This window comes from Winogradskyella endarachnes, assembly GCF_009741275.1.
Taxonomy (GTDB): Bacteria; Bacteroidota; Bacteroidia; order Flavobacteriales; family Flavobacteriaceae; genus Winogradskyella; species Winogradskyella endarachnes.
The window spans coordinates 618,369-636,538 of sequence record NZ_WOWS01000002.1 but is presented as its reverse complement, the minus strand read 5'-3'; the positions used below and the strand labels follow the sequence as shown (position 1 = coordinate 636,538).

The 18,170-nt window shown below is 31.4% G+C and carries 22 protein-coding genes and 1 riboswitch; of the genes, 11 read left to right on the top strand and 11 right to left on the bottom strand.

Going from position 1 to position 18,170, the window contains the following annotated elements; all coding sequences use genetic code 11:
* Nucleotides 1-5 precede the first annotated feature (5 nt).
* Nucleotides 6-671: a TrmH family RNA methyltransferase gene (locus GN138_RS07495; protein WP_157363171.1), complete on the bottom strand. Its 666-nt coding sequence runs from the start codon at nucleotides 669-671 to the stop codon at nucleotides 6-8.
* 98 nt (nucleotides 672-769) lie between these two features.
* Here GN138_RS07495 and GN138_RS07490 point away from each other — a divergent pair, with 98 nt between their 5' ends.
* Nucleotides 770-1,444 (top strand): SIR2 family NAD-dependent protein deacylase, encoded by a 675-nt coding sequence (locus GN138_RS07490; RefSeq protein WP_157363170.1) that lies wholly within the window; start codon nucleotides 770-772, stop codon nucleotides 1,442-1,444.
* 7 nt (nucleotides 1,445-1,451) lie between these two features.
* On the opposite strand, the gene GN138_RS07485 is transcribed toward GN138_RS07490, so the two are convergent.
* Together GN138_RS07485 and GN138_RS07480 are read right to left on the bottom strand one after the other, a co-directional pair.
* Nucleotides 1,452-1,655, bottom strand: a complete 204-nt coding sequence (locus GN138_RS07485) for a helix-turn-helix transcriptional regulator (RefSeq protein ID WP_157363169.1) — start codon at nucleotides 1,653-1,655, stop codon at nucleotides 1,452-1,454.
* Entirely contained in the window at nucleotides 1,655-2,104 is a 450-nt protein-coding gene (locus GN138_RS07480; protein ID WP_157363168.1) for a hypothetical protein, read from the bottom strand. Before GN138_RS07480 ends, GN138_RS07485 begins: the two co-directional genes overlap by 1 nt.
* A gap of 145 nt (nucleotides 2,105-2,249) precedes the next feature.
* Here GN138_RS07480 and GN138_RS07475 point away from each other — a divergent pair, with 145 nt between their 5' ends.
* From GN138_RS07475 to GN138_RS07450, 6 genes are all read left to right on the top strand, one after another.
* Entirely contained in the window at nucleotides 2,250-2,852 is a 603-nt protein-coding gene (locus GN138_RS07475) for a TetR/AcrR family transcriptional regulator (protein WP_157363167.1), read from the top strand.
* A gap of 51 nt (nucleotides 2,853-2,903) precedes the next feature.
* Entirely contained in the window at nucleotides 2,904-3,704 is an 801-nt protein-coding gene (locus GN138_RS07470; RefSeq protein ID WP_157363166.1) for a haloacid dehalogenase type II, read from the top strand.
* Nucleotides 3,705-3,708: 4 nt separating this feature from the next.
* Nucleotides 3,709-4,446 (top strand): SDR family oxidoreductase, encoded by a 738-nt coding sequence (locus tag GN138_RS07465; protein WP_157363165.1) that lies wholly within the window; start codon nucleotides 3,709-3,711, stop codon nucleotides 4,444-4,446.
* Nucleotides 4,447-4,480: 34 nt separating this feature from the next.
* Nucleotides 4,481-5,329 carry a DUF6503 family protein gene (locus GN138_RS07460; protein WP_197429327.1) on the top strand — a complete coding sequence of 283 codons (849 nt, stop codon included), beginning with the start codon at nucleotides 4,481-4,483 and terminating at the stop codon, nucleotides 5,327-5,329.
* Nucleotides 5,330-5,730: 401 nt separating this feature from the next.
* Nucleotides 5,731-6,387, top strand: coding sequence for an RluA family pseudouridine synthase (locus GN138_RS07455; protein WP_317162715.1), 657 nt, complete (start codon nucleotides 5,731-5,733; stop codon nucleotides 6,385-6,387).
* Between the two features lie 83 nt (nucleotides 6,388-6,470).
* Entirely contained in the window at nucleotides 6,471-6,911 is a 441-nt protein-coding gene (locus tag GN138_RS07450; RefSeq protein ID WP_157363164.1) for a hypothetical protein, read from the top strand.
* A gap of 155 nt (nucleotides 6,912-7,066) precedes the next feature.
* Here GN138_RS07450 and GN138_RS07445 read toward each other — a convergent pair whose 3' ends face one another.
* Nucleotides 7,067-8,299: a glycosyltransferase gene (locus tag GN138_RS07445; RefSeq protein ID WP_157363163.1), complete on the bottom strand. Its 1,233-nt coding sequence runs from the start codon at nucleotides 8,297-8,299 to the stop codon at nucleotides 7,067-7,069.
* 70 nt (nucleotides 8,300-8,369) lie between these two features.
* Nucleotides 8,370-8,843, bottom strand: coding sequence for a heme-binding domain-containing protein (locus GN138_RS07440; protein WP_157363162.1), 474 nt, complete (start codon nucleotides 8,841-8,843; stop codon nucleotides 8,370-8,372).
* A 39-nt stretch (nucleotides 8,844-8,882) separates the two neighbouring features.
* Between GN138_RS07440 and GN138_RS07435 the strand changes: the two genes are divergently transcribed.
* From GN138_RS07435 to GN138_RS07425, 3 genes are all read left to right on the top strand, one after another.
* Nucleotides 8,883-9,446, top strand: coding sequence for an adenylosuccinate lyase (locus tag GN138_RS07435; RefSeq protein WP_157363161.1), 564 nt, complete (start codon nucleotides 8,883-8,885; stop codon nucleotides 9,444-9,446).
* Between the two features lie 117 nt (nucleotides 9,447-9,563).
* A complete protein-coding gene (gene purB, locus GN138_RS07430) occupies nucleotides 9,564-10,907 on the top strand; it encodes an adenylosuccinate lyase (protein ID WP_157363160.1) in 1,344 nt (447 codons plus the stop codon).
* 11 nt (nucleotides 10,908-10,918) lie between these two features.
* The gene (locus GN138_RS07425) at nucleotides 10,919-11,149 is read left to right on the top strand and encodes a hypothetical protein (RefSeq protein ID WP_157363159.1); all 231 of its coding nucleotides are present in this window, start codon (nucleotides 10,919-10,921) and stop codon (nucleotides 11,147-11,149) included.
* Between the two features lie 19 nt (nucleotides 11,150-11,168).
* Here GN138_RS07425 and GN138_RS07420 read toward each other — a convergent pair whose 3' ends face one another.
* The 4 genes from GN138_RS07420 to GN138_RS07405 all read right to left on the bottom strand — a co-directional run bounded on the left by GN138_RS07420 (nucleotide 11,169) and on the right by GN138_RS07405 (nucleotide 13,352).
* The gene (locus tag GN138_RS07420; protein WP_157363158.1) at nucleotides 11,169-11,714 is read right to left on the bottom strand and encodes a DUF4252 domain-containing protein; all 546 of its coding nucleotides are present in this window, start codon (nucleotides 11,712-11,714) and stop codon (nucleotides 11,169-11,171) included.
* 4 nt (nucleotides 11,715-11,718) lie between these two features.
* A complete protein-coding gene (locus tag GN138_RS07415) occupies nucleotides 11,719-12,294 on the bottom strand; it encodes a DUF4252 domain-containing protein (protein ID WP_157363157.1) in 576 nt (191 codons plus the stop codon).
* A gap of 67 nt (nucleotides 12,295-12,361) precedes the next feature.
* A complete protein-coding gene (locus GN138_RS07410; protein WP_197429326.1) occupies nucleotides 12,362-12,862 on the bottom strand; it encodes a hypothetical protein in 501 nt (166 codons plus the stop codon).
* Nucleotides 12,843-13,352, bottom strand: a complete 510-nt coding sequence (locus GN138_RS07405) for an RNA polymerase sigma factor (protein WP_157363156.1) — start codon at nucleotides 13,350-13,352, stop codon at nucleotides 12,843-12,845. Before GN138_RS07405 ends, GN138_RS07410 begins: the two co-directional genes overlap by 20 nt.
* A 167-nt stretch (nucleotides 13,353-13,519) precedes the next feature.
* Here GN138_RS07405 and GN138_RS07400 point away from each other — a divergent pair, with 167 nt between their 5' ends.
* Complete coding sequence (locus GN138_RS07400; protein WP_157363155.1) at nucleotides 13,520-14,950, top strand: S41 family peptidase; 1,431 nt, start codon at nucleotides 13,520-13,522, stop codon at nucleotides 14,948-14,950.
* A 75-nt stretch (nucleotides 14,951-15,025) separates the two neighbouring features.
* Here GN138_RS07400 and GN138_RS07395 read toward each other — a convergent pair whose 3' ends face one another.
* Together GN138_RS07395 and GN138_RS07390 are read right to left on the bottom strand one after the other, a co-directional pair.
* A complete protein-coding gene (locus GN138_RS07395; RefSeq protein WP_157363154.1) occupies nucleotides 15,026-16,051 on the bottom strand; it encodes a YncE family protein in 1,026 nt (341 codons plus the stop codon).
* A gap of 6 nt (nucleotides 16,052-16,057) precedes the next feature.
* Nucleotides 16,058-17,893 carry a TonB-dependent receptor plug domain-containing protein gene (locus GN138_RS07390; protein WP_157363153.1) on the bottom strand — a complete coding sequence of 612 codons (1,836 nt, stop codon included), beginning with the start codon at nucleotides 17,891-17,893 and terminating at the stop codon, nucleotides 16,058-16,060.
* A 28-nt stretch (nucleotides 17,894-17,921) separates the two neighbouring features.
* Nucleotides 17,922-18,156: riboswitch (cobalamin riboswitch) on the bottom strand.
* Nucleotides 18,157-18,170: the final 14 nt, after the last annotated feature.

Sequence of the window (18,170 nt, the reverse complement as noted above, 5' to 3'; positions counted from 1 at the left end):
TTAATTTATAGCTTATTTTTAGTTGAATCATAGCGCTCAACAATAGCATCATAATCTTTTAAAGTTTTCTTAATCCAATCAAATCGTTTCTCTATAACCTCCGCTTCTGTTAGTTTCCAATTTATTGCAGATTTTCTTAATTGAGCTGTGACATGCTGAAGAATTATTGCGGCAGACACAGAAATATTCAAACTTTCTGTAAAACCAACCATTGGTATTTTTAAAAAACAATCCGCTTCCTCTAGTACTTGCTCAGATAATCCTTCTGTTTCTCTTCCAAAGAAAAAACATGACTTTTTAGTAATATCAAAATCAATTAGTTCGCAGTCATCTCTATGTGGTGTGGTTGCTACAATTTGATAGCCTTTGTCTCTCAAATCACTTATACAATCTGCAGTAGAATGGTATCTATTTAAATCTACCCATTTCTGTGCACCCATTGCAATTTCTCTATCTATACTTTTAGAATTCACTTCTTCTACAATGTTTAATTCTTGAATTCCGAACACATCGCAAGAACGCATTACAGCACTTGTATTATGTAATTGATAAACATCTTCTGTAGCAACTGTAAAATGTTTTGTTCGTTGTGGCAACACATTTTTAAAACGCTCTCTCCTATTTTCAGTTAAAAATGTTTCTAAATAGTCTAATAATTGTAAATCTTGCATAATTCAAAAATAAGAAATGTCCTTTAGAGCAAAGCCATTAATTTTAATTGAAACACTAAGTGCAGTCAAAATAACTCAAAATTAATTATTTTTAATCTATGAAAAAACACATCGTTGTATTAACAGGAGCAGGCATGAGTGCCGAAAGTGGAATAAAAACCTTTAGAGATGCGGACGGACTTTGGGAAGGCCATGATGTTATGGAAGTAGCTTCACCTGCAGGGTTTGAGCGCAATCCAGAATTGGTTTTAAACTTTTATAACGAAAGACGCAAGCAGTTAAAAGAGGTTGAACCTAACCAAGCACACTTCGATTTGGCTGAACTAGAAAACAAGTATAAAATAACCATTGTAACACAAAATGTAGATGATTTACATGAACGTGCTGGTAGTACAAATGTAGTGCATCTTCACGGCGAATTACGAAAAATACGAAGTACAGGAAATGAGAACGACATTAGAGATTGGACAGAAGATATAAACATTGGTGACTTATGTGACAAAGGACATCAATTACGCCCACACATTGTTTGGTTTGGTGAAGCAGTACCAAAGATTGAAACCGCAATTAACATCTGTAACACTGCAGATATTCTTATCATCATTGGCACAAGTATGCAAGTTTATCCTGCGGCAAGTTTAATAGATTATGTGCAAGCCAAAACTCCGATTTATTACATAGACCCAAAGCCAGCTATTAACAGCGGAGACATGGTAACCGTAATTGCCAAATCTGCTACAGAAGGTATGCAAGAACTCATTAAGTTATTATAAGTTATTTCTAATAGTCATCAGCATTTAATTTAAAAAAATCATTTACAGGTTTCTTAAAAAGTTGAGATAATTTTAAAGCTAAAACCGTTGATGGTACATAACGATTAGCTTCAATAGAGTTTATGGTTTGCCTAGACACACCTATTTTCTTAGCCAATTCATCTTGTGTTAAATTTAAAATAGCGCGTTCTACCTTTATAGTGTTTTCCATTATCTAAAACGTTTTAAATTATGATAAAACAAAAGCTGAATCATTAGCATAAAAAGTAATACCTGAAAATCGCCTAAGTCTTTAAACGCTTCGCCACCAGAATGAACCACATTAGAAACACCGTATTCTACATATGGCATCACTAGCGCATAGATCACACCAACTACAAAAGCAATGGCATAAGATTGTGCTCTTAAAGTAATAGTCATCTCGTCCTCTACTTTGTCCTTAGACATAGACATAACTAACATACCTACCAAAAGTGTTTTTTGTAACAACTGTTTTAGCCATAATAAGTCGCCTTCTAAAGCAAACGCTCGCACGCACATACCAATAATTGATAAGACTACAATTGCAATACCAACAGTCATAAAACCATGTGGTAACCTAAATTTTATAAGTTTCTGAAAGTTTTTACGTTCGCAATTAATAAGTTTCTCTGTATTCATAATTGACAAATCTTCTTTATATAAAGGAAAACATATTTTCCCATATGTCAAATATACTTTACATAATTGTTTTTCAAAATTTTTTTAAGCTTATTTTAACAATACAAAACATACTAATTAGTATTTTTTATAATACATTTGACACATGGAACAAAGACAAAAATCCGAACTTACTAGACAGCTAATTTTAGACGAGTCTTTCAAATTGTTCTATAAAAATGGTTTTGAGTCTACAAGTGTAGATAAAATAATGAAAGCAACAAACCTTACTAAAGGTGCTTTTTATCATCACTATAAGAGCAAGAAAGCCTTAGGGTTAGAAATAATTAGCTCTAAATTACAAAAACGTGTTTATGATGGTATGATTACACCATTATACGAAGACGGAAATGTATTAACTATTTTAGAAAACACCTTTTCTAGACGCTTAAAATCCTTCTCTTTATTTGATAAGAAACATGGATGTCCTATGAATAATTTCATTAATGAGATTGCTGATAAAGAAGAGGCCTACCAAATTGCCTTAAAACGAATTATTGAAGAATGGAAAGCTGCTTTAATTCATTTATTAGAACGCGGAAAAAAAGAAAACACCATTAATAAATCGCTCTCAAGCAATGCAATTGCCATATATTTAATAAGTGCTTTTGAAGGCGTTAGAGGTATAAGAAAATTATATAATGATGATACTATTTTAAATGAATACATTACAGGTCTCTCATTATACATTAATCAACTAAAAGCATAGTTTTTTTTTTAAAACAAAACATACCGAATAGTATGTAAAAACAAAAAAAACATGAATAACAACCGAAGAAATTTTATTAAAAAATCTGCAATGCTAGGTTTAGCTAGTGCTACCATTCCACAATTTGGATTTGCAACATCCAATAAAGACCACAAACAAATGAACAAAACAACCACTAGACCTAAAGTTTTATTTTTCGATGTTAATGAAACTTTGTTAGACTTAACAGCAATGAAAGAAAGTGTTGGCAAAGTTCTAGGAAACCGAAGCGATTTATTACCATTATGGTTTACCACTATGCTACAATATTCTCTAGTATCTACAGTTGGTAGACAGTACAATGATTTTGGGATTATAGGATCGGCAGCACTACAGATGGTAGCAGCTAATCACGGCATAACATTATCTGAAGAAGAAGGTAGAGAAGCTATATTAGGTCCATTACGCTCAATTCCGGCACATCCAGAAGTTAAACAAGCATTATCAGACTTAAAAAAGGCAGGCTACACCTTAGTATCTTTTACAAATTCATCTAATATTGGAGTAGAAACTCAATTTAAAAATGCTGGTTTGTTAGATTATTTTGACAAACGTTTAAGCATTGAAGATATAGGAAAATATAAACCTCATACAGACGCCTATGATTGGGCGGCCAGGAAAATGGGAGTAAATTCTAACGAATGTCTATTAGTCGCTGCACACGGTTGGGACATCGCTGGCGCATTATGGGCAAACTGGAGAGGTGCTTTTGTAAGTCGACCTGGTGCACAACAGTATCCACTTGCACCTACTCCAGAAATTGCCGAACCTAATTTAAAACTAATTGCAGAACGCTTAATTGCACTTAAATAAACTCATGAAAACATTAGAAAACAAAGTTATTATTGTTACAGGTGCTTCTCGAGGTATTGGCAGAGAAATCGCTATACAATTAGCTAAAAATGGAGCAACGGTAATTGTAAATTATTCTAATAGTAAGTTAGAAGCAGAAGAAACTGTTGAAACTATTATTAACGAAGGAGGTAAAGCATTAGCCATAAAAGCAGATGTTAGTAACAAAACCGAAGTCACAGATTTATTTGATAAAACCATTTCTACGTATGGCCGCATTGATGTTTTAATTAACAATGCTGGCATAATGATATCTAAAGCCATAAAAGATAATACTGAAGACGATTTCACTAATCAATTTAATGTAAATGTAAAAGGTGTTTTTAATACGTTGCAAGAAGCATTTCATAAATTATCTGATAATGGAAATATTATTAATATTTCATCGAGTACTGTAAAATTAATGTTTCCAACCTATGCACTCTACTCTGCTTCTAAAGCTGCAGTTGAGCAAATGACACGAGTATTCTCTAAAGAAGTAGGAAGAGGAATTTCAGTAAACGCCTTGGCACCTGGTGCCACAGAAACAGAATTGTTTCTAAACGGAAAATCACAAGAATTTATTGATAAATTAAGCAGTATGAACGCCTTTAACCGCTTAGCCAAACCTATAGATATTGCCAAAATTGCTGTGTTTTTAGCAAGCGATGATTCTAAATGGATTTCTGGTCAAGTTGTAGGCGCAAATGGTGCACTCATTTAAAAAAATAAAACAAAATTCAACTTATAAAAAACATATGAAAGCCAACATCTTTACACTCTTACTTTGTATTATTTTAATGTCTTGTAATGAGACTAAAAAAACACCTACTGACAAAACCACAAAAGAAGTAGATAACACTGAAGCTGTTAAAACAGAGCCTATGACTTTTAAAAATAAAGGTCATGAGCTGGTTTACAACCTCACACAAAAAACAGGAAACTACCAAACCCTTCTTAATAAAAAAGATGTTGTTTACACCTATACTTATAAAACACCAAAAGGTGAAATAGATATCTCTACCGAAAAATATATTTTTAATGGCGAATTATCCTATGGCGCTTATAGCCAACACCAAAGAACACTTCCTCAACTAGAAGGTTTAATAGAACAAGGTTATGATGGTTCTGAATTCTGGCTTAAAAACAACGGAACTATTATAGAAGATGAAGCAGCCTTAAAACGTGTAGCTTTTAATAGACCAACAAATTTTTATTGGTTTGCAATGATGCCAAAATTGTTAGATCCAGGTGTCATTTACGAGTATTTAGGTGATAAAACAATAGATAGTATTGTTTACGATATTGTAAAAGTATCATTTACATCTACAGATAATAAACCTACTGATATTTACCAATTATACATTAATAAAAACACAGGTTTAGTTGACCAATTTTTATTTACAGTAGCAGATTTTGGCAAAATGGAAGTTCCGTTTCTTATGAAAGTAGAATACGAAGACATTGAAGGAATTTTAATACCAACCAAACGAAAATACAAATCTTCTAATTGGGAAGCTGAAGTAACTGACCAACCTTGGATTTCCGTAAACTGGACAAACATAAAGTTTAATAATGGTTTAAAAGAAGCGATTTTTAAAAAATAATTGAAAAAGGAAAATTAGAATACGCATGCCAGATACAAATGTTAACTAAATTCATTTAAGTGAAACAGTTGTATCTAAAAGAATAGTTGATTAATAGTTTGTTTTTGTTTCGAAAAAAGTCATTAAATTTCTTAATGGCTTTTTTTATTTTAAATTAAATTCGTGCTAGACTATTTTAATTTCTACAATCTATTACACAGATCATAACACATATTGTTCCCGAACAAAGCACACCTACTCGTCTTCAAGACTATGGTGTTGGCATTTTTGATGCTTTCCCAACAAAATCTGCATTAAAGAAAGCTCTAAAAAAAAATTATATTACCGTTAACGGTAAAATTGCATCTACTGCAACTTATATATCTGGTGGAGAAACCATTGTATTAACTTTACCAAAACAAGTGAGTTCTCATAAAAAATTCAATTTTAAACTCAATGTTATATTTGAAGATGATTATTTAGCCGTTATACATAAACCAGCTGGTATTTTGGTAAGCGGTAATCATTTTAAAACAATTGCGAATGCGTTAATTCAAAATTTAGAACCCAGCTCTTTACCAGATGCTACAAAACCTCAACCTGTACATCGTTTAGATTATGCTACTACAGGAATTTTACTCACAGGAAAAACAAGCACTAGCATAAGAACATTAAATAAATTGTTTGAAACTAAACAAATTAGAAAAACATATTTTGCTGTAACCATAGGAAATATGCCAAATACAGAAGACATCATTACTTCTAGCATAGACGGGAAATCAGCAACATCTCAATACAAAGTCATTAAAACTGTTTCTTCTCCAAGATTCGCCAAACTTAATCTGGTTAAATTAGAACCACAAACAGGTCGAAGACATCAATTAAGAATTCATTTATCTCAACTTGGAAATCCTATTTTAGGGGATAAAGATTATGGCATAAAAGATTTAATATTGCATGGAAAAGGCATGTATTTACATGCATGTGCATTAGAATTTACTCATCCCTTTACTAAGGAAAATATAAATCTTAAAAGCGAATTACCAAAAAGGTTCGAGAAGATATTTTACTCCAATTAATTTACTATTAGTAAGAAATTTTGTGCTTGACATTGTACATTTAAAAGCCTAACTTCGTTTAACGTATGATATAAAACATTGAAATGCTTTTATATCATCTAACCATTAACGGAAATTTGAGAAAAACGTTAACTATATTGATAGCATTAAGTTTCGGACTTTCATCTTGCAAGTCCGAAAAACGATATTCTGATTATAATGAGTCTGACTTTTATGAAGTGCAAGGTTTCATAGAATCAGCAAGTCTAACAAGCGACCCTTTTGATAGTCCTACTGAAAAAAATATTAGATTTAAATATTTCTTAGACCGTGAAAATCCGATATCTGGAATGGAAAATGACTTGGAAATGTTTGAGGCGAAAACTGGATTTCCTCTAATAGTATTAGTACATAAGGACGACGAAAATGTTAGCTTTTATGGACGAGTTGGAATTTTAGAAAACTTAAATACTAAAGAAAAAGAATTTTTATCTGAACATATTAAAAATCAAATGGAATTAATTAACCAAACTGAATCTGAATAAAAAACTACTTACTACAATGTACAACCGCAATTACGACGGATTCTACTACGTCCTAATTCAAAAGGAATTACTACGGCTTGTGCCAAACCGAAAACAATTACAAATTAACCCGTAACTGGCGGTTATACAAGACTATTAGACACAATTAAAAAAAATCACCCATTCTTAGCCTCTATCCACTTACTCATATACTTAGTACTTTGCATACTTTGATGCATCAACAATTGACCAATAAAATTCTGTTCGCGATGAGATTTTAAGTTTGAAGAAAGTCCATTTATATGCGCAGTAAAATCAGTTTCAAAATCTAAGCGATTAAATCGTTGTTTCAAAACTTCAAAACCATTTTGTTGTTTCTGTTGCCAAAATTCTTCAATTTTATAAAGTTCAATAGCTTGTTTTGCAAAAGTTTCTGGTGAGTCTTTAATACATCCATTTGGTTCTAAATCACCAAACATGCCTTCTGCTGCAATTGCTGTCATAACGCAAGGTGTTCCATTCTGCATGGCATCTACCAATTTTCCTTTAAGTCCTGCTCCAAAGCGTAAAGCTGCTAAACATACTTTAGCGTTTTGCATCACCACATTTACATCTTCCGCAAATCCTTTTATTATAAAACCTTCTTTTTTATTATTGAGTTGCGTAACTTTTTGAGCTTCATAAGCACCATAAATATGTAATTCGGTTTTTGGTAATTGTTTTCTAATTAAGGGCCAAATTGTTTGTTTTAAATACAAAACAGCATCATAATTAGGTGCATGTAAAAAATTACCAATGGTTACAAAATGTTGTCTTGCTTCAAACTTTGGCAATAGATTAATGGGTTCTGGTTGAATTGGTTCTAATAAAAATGGTAGATAATACAGTAAGCTTCTATCTATTTTAAAGTGTTCCGTTAAAATTTCAATTTCGGCTTCAGAAATCATTAAACTTAAATCGCATCGGTAAATACTAGCAATTTCGCGTTTGGTAATCTCATTTTGTAAATGTGAAATAGAAACAGTTTCATTTTGTTTTAACGCTACTTCCCTAGCCTTCCTCAATCCATGAAAATCTTCGGTATCTAAAACTCGTAATGCATCAGCGCAATGTTCTGCGACGCGCCAACCGTATTGTTCTTCGGTCATAAAACGATCAAACAACACCACATTAGGATTCAAGTTTTTTATAAAAGCATCAAAAGAAGCATCGTTTAAAACAATAAATTGGGTTAATACATTAATGCTATCTAAATTGAATGTATTAGCAGATGTCTTTGCCGCAGATGCAAAAGTTACCTCATATCCTTGTTGCTGAAATTGGGTAATTAATTGCAACATTCTGCTACCAGCTGCAGAACTTTTGGGTTCTGGCCAAACAAAACCAATAACCAGTAATTTTTGTTTCATATTATTTTAAAAAAGAATGCTACTGTAGTGTTTACAATAGCATTCAAAATAAATTTAAGTATTTGTAAGCTTATTGCGCTTCTTCTAAAAAGGTATATTTTAATCTAACGGTTTTGGCCCAATTAATAACCGCATCAATTTGATCCTGGGATAATTTAGCCTCGCTATGTGCCCAAGTATAACTTTCTAAAGGCATTTCTTTTTCTTCGACCATTTCAATTAACTCATCTAGTTTATGGTCTTTTTTCTTGTCGCTGTAATCGTTCCATTTAGAAACATTAAAGTGCTTAACACCATGCTCAATATGGTCTGCTAACCAATAATTAACAGGTGTAATATTACTATACCAAGGGTATTTTGTGCTATCGCTATGGCAATCATTACAAGCGTTTTCTAAAATAATTTTAACGTCTTCTGGCGGATTAGTATCTGCATAAAAAGCTTCTACAGAGGTAAAATCACCTTCATTTTTATCTGGCCCAAAAAACTGAGCAATTATAAACACTACTAAAAGTAAGAGTACTATTTTCTTAAAAATCTTCATTTTTCATTAATTTTAGAGCTCTAAAATAATCATTTTCTTTTGACTAAAGCAGAACTCTACCAAGAATTAAATTATGTAAATCATTCGCGAGAGAAACGATTAAAATACGCTAATCTTGTTATTGACAACCCTAAATTGGTTGCTCCTCTTTTAGAAATTCTATTTAACGTAGATGACAAAATATCTTGCAGAGCAGCTTGGGTTTTTGAGTTTATGTGCGGTGAAAAACTAGAAGCTATTATTCCGTTTTTAGATACCTTTACTGATAATATGCACAAAGTTCATTTAGATTCTGCCGTAAGGCCAATTGCTAAAGTGTGTGAGTATATTACAAAAGCCTACTACGGTAAAGAAGACCATTTATTAAAAACTCATCTCAACGAAAAACACAAAGAAAAAATTATAGAAACTTGTTTTGATTGGATGATTAATGACGAAAAAGTAGCACCCAAAGCCTACAGCATGGTCAGCCTTTATTTATTTGGACAAGAATATGATTGGATTTACCCAGAATTAAGCCTCATCTTAGAACGCGATTTTCAGTTACAAAGTGCTGCATTTAAAGCCAGAGCAAGACAAATTTTAAAGAAAATTAAAAAATAATTTCTACTTTATAGAATATAGAATTTGAAACAAAAAGATAAGCGCTAAAGGTTAAAGAATAATTCATTCTTCCAACTAACTTTATTATATTTGATGCTTCTAAAAAATCAACTAAAAATGGCACTTTCACCTCTTAATGCAATTTCTCCAATCGATGGAAGATATAGATCTAAAGTAGAAAAATTAAAAGATTATTTTTCTGAAGAAGCACTAATTAAATATCGTGTTTTAGTTGAAATAGAATACTTTATTGCGCTTTGCGAATTACCATTACCTCAACTAGAGTCTGTGGACCAATCACTATTTGAAGCGTTAAGAAACATTTATAAAAACTTTACAGCAGAAGACGCTACGGCAATTAAAGACATAGAAAAAGTAACCAACCATGATGTAAAGGCTGTTGAATATTTTATTAAAGAGAAATTTGACGCATTAGAATTATCTGCCTACAAAGAGTTTATTCACTTTGGGTTAACCTCTCAAGACATCAACAACACAGCCATACCTTTAAGTATTAAGGATGCTATGAACGATGTGTATGTCCCTGAGTATTTATTACTTTTAGAAAAAATTGAAAGTTTAGCCAAAGAATGGAATGCTGTACCAATGTTAGCCAGAACACATGGTCAGCCAGCTTCACCAACGCGTTTAGGGAAAGAAATAGACGTATTTGCAGTTAGACTTAAAGAGCAATTTAATTTATTAAACGACGTACCAAGTGCTGCAAAGTTTGGTGGTGCAACAGGAAATTTTAATGCACATAAAGTGGCTTATCCTTCTATTAACTGGAAAGCCTTTGGAACCAAGTTTGTACAAGAAAAATTGGGCTTACAACATTCTTTCCCAACCACACAAATAGAACATTACGATCATGCAGCCGCATTATTTGATGCATTAAAACGTATTAATACAATTATTATAGATTTAGATAGAGATATATGGACGTATGTATCTATGGATTATTTTAAACAAAAAATTAAAGCTGGTGAAGTAGGAAGTTCTGCAATGCCACATAAAGTAAATCCTATAGATTTTGAAAATAGTGAGGGTAATTTAGGTATAGCAAATGCAATTTTTGAGCATCTTTCTGCTAAATTACCAATCTCTAGGTTACAACGTGATCTAACAGATAGTACTGTTTTGAGAAATGTTGGTGTTCCGTTTAGCCATACTATTATTGGTTTTAAATCTACAATGAAAGGTTTAGGCAAGTTATTACTAAATGAAGCTAAATTTGCGCAAGACTTAGAAAATAATTGGGCTGTGGTTGCAGAAGCAATTCAAACGATTTTAAGACGTGAAAGCTACCCAAATCCTTACGAAGCTTTAAAAGGTTTAACTAGAACTAACGAAGCTATTACGCAGAGTTCTATTTCAAATTTTATTGACACTTTAGAGGTTTCTGAGGCTATTAAATCTGAATTAAAAGCTATAACACCGAGCAATTACACTGGTATTTAAAATTTAAAACAGTGAGATTTAAAACAACTATAACTAAAGATAGTATAGCTTTAATAATTGTAACGGTTACGGCTGTAGGATTCTTTTTTGCAGGTATTTTTGATATACTCAACTACATTATAGTACAAGTACTTTTATTTCTGTGCTTAGCCGTTTTATTAGGCCTTGGCTTAAATTTTGCTATTCAGAATGAGAAAAAAGAAAATCGTCCTAAAGACAAGCTTCAAGACGATTTGCATTAACATTTAAATAAAAGTCAGTTTATTTAAAAAAATCTGTGATAGTTCCTAATTGACTCTCATCGATATCTGCTTTTTCTAAAACAGACCTAAGAGACATTAATTTTGCTGCACTCATATCATCACCTAAAATTCTGGCAATTAAAAAGCCTTTATCTGTAGCATTTCCAAATATGATGAGTTCGTCAATACGATCAACTTCACCTAAAAACTTAACTACAAATTTTCCATCTGTTGAGTTTCCGCCACGCATTAACTCTTCGTAATCCGGATTTTTTAAAATCGTTTTTACTTTTTCTAATTCTAATTTATAGTCTGTAGCATCTGTATCTTCTTTCATGTAGGTTAATACATTTAATTTGTCTACAGAATCGTAAGCTTCCTTTTGGTCTGCTGTCATTTCTATATGCTCTACATTAAGCATACTTAACGGAATATCAGCAGATACAAATCCTGGTTTTAGTTCATTATCTACGTAATAGGTTTGCAATGTTGGCTCTTGATTACAGCTTGTAAAAACTGTAATCAGAAACAACACTAGTATTGATTTTTTGATTGATTGAATCATAACTTTATTCTTTATTCTCTCCAGCTTTATTTAAATGCTCTCCAGCAGGAACATCCATTTTACTAGTGATTTTAGATATTTGTCTTAAGTCTATATCTCCTGTTAAGGACAGTATTAAGGTTTCAAACACACGTTTTTTACCGTTAATTTCAATGTCTTGGCCATCCGTTAATTCTTTAAGACCAGTCATAAACATTAAAAGTTCTTTTACATGGTTTTCATCTTTACCTTCTTTAACGTAAAACTTAATAGTTTGTCCTCCATCTTTAAAACGCATTAATTCTTCTAGTTGAGATGACTTTAAGTATTTATCTACGGTTAACTTCATATCGGTTGAAATCTTTTCATCTCCTGTTGTAAAAACTTTAAGACCTGTAATTTTCTTAGCCATCTCTAAGAATTCTTGATCTTCTTTATCATCTAAATCAATATCTATAGAAGCTAACATTCTAAACATTTTCTGATTGATTACAAAAGAAGATACATCTTCTAATTCTTCAAACTTATCGAAAACGCCTTGGCCAAAAGTTAAGATTGGTGATAATAAAAGCGCTGTAATTATTATTAATTTTTTACTCATGACTATTCTATTATTTAAGTATTCGTGAAAATTTTTCAAATTTTTCATAATTTCTAATTGTTAAGGTTTACTTGTTTTTTAAAATTTTGTTTGTAATTGTATTAAATTCTCCTAGCCTATTTGCTTGCCCAACACCTTCTTCAATGTTTTCGCTAACTAAAGCTAAATTGGTTAATTGTGTTTTTCCTTTATTTAGACCTAAAGAGATTAAATTAAAAGCTTCCATAGTTTGCTCATAAGTAGCCATTGCTATTTCTTGATCTCTTAATTCTTGTTCTGAAGGACCTAAAACTTTAGGGACAATTAAACCAAGCATTAAAACAGCCACTGCTGCGACAGAAATCCATTGATACAATTTTGTTTTCTTAGTTTTTAATGGAACGTCTTTGGTGTACCGCTCTTGTTTTGAATGAGAAAAATATTGAAACATTGGTTTGTAATGTTCTAAATGTGGCGCTACATCATCGCTTAAAAAATAGGCTTTTAGTTGTGCCTCTTCTTTAAGTGTAGTCTCGGCATTGTTATACTTTTCTATTAGTTTTTCTATATTATTTAATACCATAGCCATGTGTATTAGTTAATTTTTCTCTTATTGTTTTACGTGCTCTAGATAAGTTAACGCGTATTGCAGTTTCATTCATGTCTAGCATTTTAGCTATTTCTGCAAAATCGTATTCTTCAATATCTCGTAGTTGCACTATTATTTTTTGCTGCTCTGGTAGGTCTTCCATAATTTTAGAAACCCAATCCACACTATCTTTTGCTTCAACTTGTTTTTGTAAAGATGTATTACCATCCGTATAATTATTATGAACAATTTTTAAATTTTGTGCTTGTTTAGATTTTAAACGGTCTAAACAAAAATTCTTGGTCATGGTCATTGAAAACGCTTCTACATTTTTATAGTCTTCAATTTTTTTATTATTCTTCCATAACTTCAACAGAATTTCTTGCGTAGCATCTTCTGCTTCCTCTCTAGAAACTAGTAGTCGCTTTGCTAAACGAAATACTTTATCTTTAAATGGCATAACGATATTTACAAAATCTGCCTGTTTCATTACTTTTTATTGGTTGGTTGGCAAAAGCATTTTTAGTAGCTTTCAATGTTACGACGAGTCACTTTATTTTTTGTTACAAAGATTTTACGTTTTTTATAATATTGTAAGTAAATTTAGAGTTTATACTACTATAAGAAAAGAATTGCTATTTAATAAAAGTAAAAGAGATGACAAAAAAACTTAAAATTTTACTGCTTAATTGTATTGTACTTTTTTCAGTAACTAGTTGCTTTGACGACTTAGATGACGATATTGTGTATGCTACTACTGTAGAAATTAATGATTTTGTTTGGAAAGCCATGAACGCTGTTTATTTATATAAACCTGAAATTCCAGATTTAGTAGATGATAGATTTACTACAAGTGTTGAATACAATGAATACTTAAATGATTATGCTTCACCAGAAACATTATTTGAATCTCTAAAATATTTACCAGATACAATAGATAGATTTAGTAGAATCTATAGTAATTATAACGAGCTACAGGATATATTAGATGGCGTATCATTAAGTAATGGCATAGAATATAATTTATACTATGTACCTGGTAGTGATTCTGAAATTTTTGGTGCTATCACTTTGGTACTTAATAATAGTATGGCTTCAGATTTAGGTTTGGTACGTGGCCAAATATTTAGAGCTGTTAATGGAGAAAATTTAAATAATTCTAATTACCTCGAATTATTAACAACAAATGATTTTACTTTGAATTTTGCAGATTATGATACTAATGGAACAGATGAAACTGCAGATGACACGGTAACACTAAATGCTAACAGTGTAAGTTTATCTAAGGTAACTTATACCGAGAACCCTATTCATAAAACGGAAGTATTAGAAGTTAATGGTACAAGCATTGGTTACCTCATGTACAACGCATTTAACAGCGAATATAATTCTGAATTAAATGATGCCTTTGCTGAATTTAGCGCAGCAGGTGTTACAGAATTGGTATTAGATTTAAGATATAATGGAGGTGGTTCTGTGCAAACAGCAGCTTATTTAGGTAGTATGGTTACTGGTCAATTTACAGGATCTATATACTCTAAATTATTTTACAATGAGAATTTGAGTAGTAATGATGTAGATTTTTTGTTTACTAATTCAATTTCGGGTGGTGGTTCTATAAATAGTCTCAACCTGTCAAGAGTATATGTTTTAACCACAAACCGCAGAACCGCTTCTGCTAGTGAATTGGTTATTAATAGTCTTAGTCCATATATAGACGTTATTGTTATTGGAGAAAACACTGTTGGTAAAACACAAGCTTCTCAAACCGTTTATGACTCACCTGGTTTATTTACAACAGAAGGTATAAACCTTGGGCATACTTACGCTATGCAACCATTAATTGCAAACTCTACCAATGTTAATGATGAATTAGTACCAACTGAAGGTTTAACTCCAGATATTGATTTAAGTGAATCACCAAGTAATTTAGGAATATTAGGAGATATAAATGAGCCGCTTTTAGCTGAAGCAATTCAAAATATTACGGCTGCTGACCGTTCTTTTGGTAAAGCCAATAAGGCTACTAAGCTAAAAGAAGTAAAACAAATTGTTGCGCCTTTAGAACAAGATATGTTTATTGATTAAACGATTTCTACGCAATTGAAAAAGCCGCTGTCTAAGTTTAGAAAGCGGCTTTTTTTATATCTTAAAGTTTAGTATTTAATTAAAATAAACACCTCCAGGTATAATATTTAATGTTATAGATTGTGTTTCGGTATTTGAATTTAAGTCATAAACTTTTAATTCTCCATTAGATGTAAAATCTCCTGCATCAACACCATATAAAATACCATTACTAACATTCATATCGTAGAAATTAACATTAGAAAATTCAGCCGTTGTAGGCAATACATTTGCAGATTCATCCATTTTATAAACTGATCCACTATCATAAAAATAAAAACTACTATTGTCGTATATTAAGTTAGATGGAAAAGAAAATCCATCTCCTAAGCTAATTGTTTGCGCAATATCATTTGTGTCAGTATCTATCTCTATTAAGTTTTCCGAAGATAAAACCCATAAATTACTATTAGAATCTAACTGTAATGAGTTTGGAGAATTTCCAACAACAATGCTTTCTTCTAATTCATCAGTGTCTGAGTTAATGACATCTACTAAATTTCCATAACCATAAATACCTGTAGCGACATAAATTTTATCTCCAAGAGCAATAATTTCTTCTGGTAAATAACTAGAACTTATAGCATCTGTAACTAAATTTAATGACAAATCTATCACTGCTACAAAATCATCATCTGTTACCGAAAAATCAGCCCAATTAGTTACATAACCTTTACCATTAGATATTGCCATATATCTTGGATTATTTAAACCTGAATCAATTGTTGCTATTGACTCAAAGGTGTATCTATTGACAACCTGTATAGAGTTTGAAACATTCATCACAATATATGCGAAATCTCCATCAAAGGTTATGCTTTGTGCAGTATCTCCTAATGGGCTAGAATTTACAGCCTCAAAAATATTGTTTTCAACAGTGGCAAAATCATAAGACACAAAAGAAACAGAGGCATTTCCTTGGCCAAAATTACCTTCGTGTGAAATTAAAAGACCATCTACATAATCTCCTGAAGCTTCTGGTGTATTATCATCATCACTATTACAAGATGTAAATAATAAAGCTACTGCTAAAAAGAGTAAAGTAATTTTTTTTGAAATCATATTGTTTTAAAATTTAAGTGTTAGTTTAATATTGAAATTTCTGTTTGGCATTGGTCGCAATGCTACGTTTTCGTAATAAGTGTTATAAATGTTATTTATTTTTAAATCTAGGATATAATTTAATTTTCCGGCTGTATTCAACTCATAAGAACAGCCTATATTACCAACATCATAACCATCTAATGAGCCACCAATAACATCTACTTCACCTGTAAATAAGTGTTGATAATAAGCCGTAAATGATTTAAAATTATATGATAAAGCTGTATTGCCTTTATGAAGCGGCACATAATATAACGGCTGATTTTTTTCTACATCTTCCGTTTCTGTATAAGAGTAAGCTGTTACTAAATTAAAGTGATGTGCATTAATTTGTTTTGTATAACCAAGTTCTACTTCTAAACCATAATGCTTAGCATTAGCAATATTTACAGGATTCCAATAATTAGTTTCAGTGTTTGGTCGCCATTGAATTAGGTCTGAAGTTTCAATGTAAAAGGTGTTCAGTTTTAATTGTAACGATTTTAATATTTCAAGTTGATGACCTAAATCAAATTGAAAAGACTCTTCTGGTTCTAAGTCTAAATTTCCACCAGGATTCCAATACAAATCATTAAATGTTGGTACTCTAAAGTTTTTAGAAGCATTAAACTTTAACACATAAGCTTCTGCAACTTTATAACTTAAATCTCCTGCAAAAACTAATGGGCTTTTAAAATCTGAAATCACATCTTTTCTAACATTTAGATTATACTTAAATTTTGTTGAAAATTGATGATTTAAGATGGCAGTAGCAGAAAAAGCATTTCGTTTTGGATCTATATAACTATTTCCTTCAGCTGTAATATAACTGTAATCTGTAATAACACTCAAAGCCATGTTTTTAGATACATTACGCTTATAACTATGCTTAATGAGCCATGTTTTTGCCTGGCCTTTAGAATAATTATTTAAATCTTTATTTTCAAAATATTTAAATTGTTCTAATAAATGCACCGCTTTTAAACTCGATGTAAAATTTTCACTAACATGAGCCCATTCTAACATGCTACGATAGTCTTCAGTTTCGTACTTACTATTAGAAGGTGCTAATAAGGTTGAAGAAAATGCTCTATCACTTCTAAAATTTTGATGGTATACTTTTAAAACATCCTTTTGAGATAAAATATAACCTAAATTGAGATTAAGATCTAAATTATTAAAAGCACCATTTTCATTTTTCTCATCTGTACCAATAATTCTATAATCATTTTCAGTATTCACATAAGATACACCTGCACTACCAGACCATTTGTTGTTACCAAAGGATAAATTATAACTGGCATTCTCAGTTTCATAACTGCCATAACCCAATTGCAGTCTATGATTTATGTGCTTTGTAAAATCTGAATCGTTAGATAAATGTACACTTCCGCCAATAGCTCCACTTCCATATTGCACACTTCCGCCTCCACTTCTTATACTTATAGAATTGTAATTAGCTGTAGATATGGTATTAAAATCTACCTGTCCGTTTAATTGCGAATTAATATTAATACCATTCCAAATCACGGCAGTTTGTGATGCATTGGTTCCTCTAAAAGAAGCCGAAGACACCATGCCATAACCATTCTCTTTAAAGTAAATATTAGAATTAAAACGTAAAACATCGGTTAATGAGTTTCCATTTTTTCTAAGAATAGAATCACTTAAAACGGTAAGCTTGTAACCTTCGTTGTAATGTTTAAGTTTTACATCGCTCAACACAACCTCGTCCAATTTCTGAATAGAATCAGTGGACTTTTGTGCATTAGCAACGCTATAATAACATAGCAATAAAAAAAAGAATACTATACGTATCATACTGCCTTAACTTTTATCCCGAAAGTTTAATTTTAGTTTAAAATAGGCAGGTCTCCTGACTCGTTTTTTATTATTTCACCTTCCCAGCTAATGCCAGTGGTATTTGAAGTAAATAATAACTCTTAAAAAAGATACTGAAATAAATTCAGTATAAAACTTACAGTTGCGGGAACAGTTCTGGACTTGATTATAATTATCTCACCAGATTCCCTTTTAATCGACTTTTATTTTATTATAGTCGAACCTAATTCTGCAGCAAAACTAGACTTTTAATTAC